Origin of the sequence: Devosia psychrophila, from assembly GCF_000971275.1 — a bacterium.
GTDB lineage: Bacteria > Pseudomonadota > Alphaproteobacteria > Rhizobiales > Devosiaceae > Devosia > Devosia psychrophila.
Map to the genome: position 1 here is coordinate 1 of NZ_LAPV01000029.1, position 3,164 is coordinate 3,164.

The 3,164-nt window shown below is 59.7% G+C and carries 4 protein-coding genes and 1 other annotated feature; of the genes, 2 read left to right on the forward strand and 2 right to left on the reverse strand.

Annotation, left to right across the window (positions count from 1 at the left end; translation table 11 throughout):
* Positions 1 to 487 (forward strand): transposase (locus WH91_RS02945; protein WP_046169533.1); only part of this gene is annotated, 487 nt, incomplete at its 5' end.
* A 175-nt stretch (positions 488 to 662) separates the two neighbouring features.
* Here the strand turns inward: WH91_RS02945 and WH91_RS23030 are convergent.
* Positions 663 to 1,004 carry a PfkB family carbohydrate kinase gene (locus tag WH91_RS23030; RefSeq protein WP_074797942.1) on the reverse strand — a complete coding sequence of 114 codons (342 nt, stop codon included), beginning with the start codon at positions 1,002 to 1,004 and terminating at the stop codon, positions 663 to 665.
* Positions 907 to 2,109 (reverse strand): Na+/H+ antiporter NhaA, encoded by a 1,203-nt coding sequence (gene nhaA / locus WH91_RS02950; RefSeq protein ID WP_046169534.1) that lies wholly within the window; start codon positions 2,107 to 2,109, stop codon positions 907 to 909. Before nhaA ends, WH91_RS23030 begins: the two co-directional genes overlap by 98 nt.
* Before the next feature lie 208 nt (positions 2,110 to 2,317).
* Positions 2,318 to 2,373 (forward strand) — a sequence feature (sul1 is cis-regulatory element that is thought to sense ions involved in sulfur or methionine metabolism; They are found in Alphaproteobacteria).
* Positions 2,374 to 2,443: 70 nt separating this feature from the next.
* On the opposite strand from nhaA, the gene WH91_RS02955 reads away from it, so the two are divergent.
* The coding region (locus WH91_RS02955) for a SulP family inorganic anion transporter (RefSeq protein WP_428040608.1) at positions 2,444 to 3,164 on the forward strand (721 nt) is incomplete at its 3' end.

Genomic DNA, 3,164 nt, shown 5'->3' on the forward strand with positions numbered 1-3,164 from the left:
GGTGCCAAAACCCAACACCTCTCCTGCTCAGGCCCGTGGCCTGTGGGGCAAGCCGTCGTTCATCTATCAGCCAGAGACCGATACTTATCGCTGTCCCGTCGGCGAGCAACTCCAGAGGAGCCACGCCACGGTTGAGGCCGGCAAGCTCATCAACGTCTACTTCAACCAGAAGGCTTGCGGTGCCTGTCCATCCCGCCCGCTGTGCACGGCTGGCAAAGAGAAGCGCATCCGCCGTTGGGAGCATGAAGCTGTGCTCGATGCCATGCAGCAAAGGCTCGAAGCGATGCCTGACGCCATGGCAATCAGGCGCTGTACCGTCGAGCACGTCTTTGGGACGATCAAGGGATGGATGGGTGCCACCCACTTCCGAACGCGAGGCCTGAAAAACGTCACGGCCGAAGCCAGCCTGACGATCCTGGCCTACAACATTAAACGAGCCATCGCAGTCGCCGGCGTCGGTACTACCCTCAAGGCGATAAACAGGTGAGAGCAACCAGAACAGGCCACCGCCAGCATCCCGTTCGCCAACGCGCTACGAGTTCTCACACAGCCTCGGGTGGGTAGCGGACTGGCTGCTTTTGGCAACATACCATCTAAAGCAGTCGTCTATCAGTTCAGCGACACATTCATTATCCCATCCCACAGGCCACAGTCGGCATTCTTCAGCGCTGATCTTCAGGCGTACTCACAAGAAGAGCAGCAGCCGCGTTTGCGGCGGTGAGCGAGGCGTCGATGCTCAGTCCGCGCCACAGGGCAGCGGTCAAAGCACCAATGAACTCGTCGCCAGCACCATGTGTGCTTGCGACGACGATCTTGCGAGCGGGAATGCTTATGCGGGCGCCATCGCAGTCAGCATATGAGCCCGTTGAGGTGCGCCTTACATTGTTCCCGATTCGACGGTGCAGTCTATGCCGGCTCGGCGATGCGATCGGCTCGAGGCTTCGAAGATCGCAGCAGGATTGCTCCGGCAGTTGCTGAAAGAAGCGAACCCAGCAGCACGCCAATCTTCACTTCGTCCTGCAGGAGGACCGAGTCGGGAAAGGCCAGCACGCCGATGAACAGGGACATGGTGAAGCCTATGCCACACAGCAGAGCGACACCGTAGAGCTGTCGCCAGGATGCATATGTTGGCAGTTCGGCCCAGCCGGCGCGAATAACCAGCGCCGCCGCTGCGAAGACTCCAAGCTGCTTGCCCAGGAACAGTCCGGCAGCAACGCCGAGGGGCACTGGATCGGCGAGCTGACCCAGCGACATGCCAGCAAACGACACACCCGCATTGGCGAAGCCGAAAATGGGCACGATGAGGAACATCACCCAGGGTTGGATGGCGTGTTCGAGCTTGTGGAGGGGCGACTGCATGTCGTCGGGCTGGGTCGGGGTTTTCTTGAGCGGAATGGTCAGGGCCAGCACGACGCCGGCAAGAGTGGCATGCACACCCGATTGCAGGACGAGGAACCACAGCACTGCGCCAAGGATCAGATACAGTATCAGATTGCGAACCCCGAACCGGTTCATGGCAACCAATGCTACGATCACCGCAGCTGCGCCGGCCAGCGTCATGGCATTGATCGAGCTGGTGTAGAACAGCGCGATGATCACCACTGCGCCGAGGTCATCGATAATCGCCAGTGCTGTCAGAAAGACCTTGAGCGACATCGGCACACGCGAACCTAGGAGTGACAGTACGCCCAGCGCAAACGCAATGTCGGTGGCAGCTGGGATCGCCCAACCCTTTGGATACCCGCCGTCGCCCATGTTAAAGGCGAGGAAAATCACCGCTGGCCCGATCATGCCACCCAGCGCAGCAGTGCCTGGCAGGACACGACGCGGCCAGGTCGACAATTGGCCGTCGATGACCTCCCGTTTGATCTCGAGACCAACCATCAGGAAGAAAACCGCCATCAGACCGTCGTTGATCCAATGCAGTACCGACAGGCCGCCGATATAGGCGTGGAGGGTATCGACATAGACCATCCCTAACGGAGAGTTGGCGACAATCAGGGCAAGAGCTGCCGAAACCATGAGAACGATGCCGCCTGATGACGCATTGTCAGGGAAGGCGCGAATTACGGAGGTGGGGCGGCCTTGGGCCAAACGGGGCGAAGACATGCGTCTTCCTCCTTGTGAGAGGTTACAACATTCTCCGTGGGTTTAGGGTGATGCCCATGGCGCACGCAGCACGCGCCTGTGGTGGCCACCATATCATCCGCCAGCCCCGGGGAAACCCGTCGGGGCAAAAAATGCGATTTCGCATGGCACGTCTTCACAACCTTTGGGTTGATTTCAGCGTCCAATCGAGCGATATGGCGATTACTCAATAGGACCCGGTGAAAACCCGGGTGGCTCTTCCGCCCGCCAATCCGCCGGACAATCCAGAATACCGCCGCGTCTTAATCCGTCTGAAATGACAGGCGCCGCCCGTATGCATACTGGAATTCCTCAATTGATATCAACGTTCCGCCGTAACTGGCTCTCTAACGTTCGTGGCGATCTTCTCGCCGCGATCGTCGTCGCACTTGCCCTCATCCCTGAAGCCATTGGCTTCTCCATCATCGCCGGCGTCGATCCCAAGGTCGGTCTCTACGCCTCGGTGATCATCGCCATGGTCATCGCCATCACCGGCGGTCGCCCGGCCATGATCTCCGCAGCAACCGCTGCCACCGCCGTCCTGTTCGGCTCATTGGTTCGCGAGCAGGGCATCGAGTATTTGCTCGCCGCCACCATCCTCGCCGGCGTCATCCAAATGGCCGCAGGCTTCGCCCGAGTGGGCTACATCATGCGCTTCGTGTCCCGTTCCGTGATGACGGGCTTCGTGAACGCGCTGGCCATTCTGATCTTCATGGCGCAGCTGCCGGAGCTGATCGGAGTCTCCAAGCAATCCTACGCCATGATCGCCGCCGGCCTCGCCATCATCTACCTTTTCCCCCGCATAACCCGCCTTGTGCCGTCGCCACTGATCTGCATTCTGGTTCTCACGGTGGCGGCACTGGTGTTCAAGCTGGACACAAGGATCGTCAGCGATCTGGGCGAGCTCCAGAATGCCTTGCCATCGTTGTTGGTGCCCAACGTTCCGTTCACGCTGGAAACCCTCTGGATCATCCTGCCGACCTCAATCGCAGTTGCCGCAGTTGGTCTTCTGGAAAGCCTGCTCACAGCCTCCATCG

Bases quoted from the DNA above. Each gene is read 5' to 3' on its own strand.
- nhaA (WP_046169534.1), bottom strand. From the start codon at position 2,109: ATGTCTTCGCCCCGTTTGGCCCAAGGCCGCCCCACCTCCGTAATTCGC.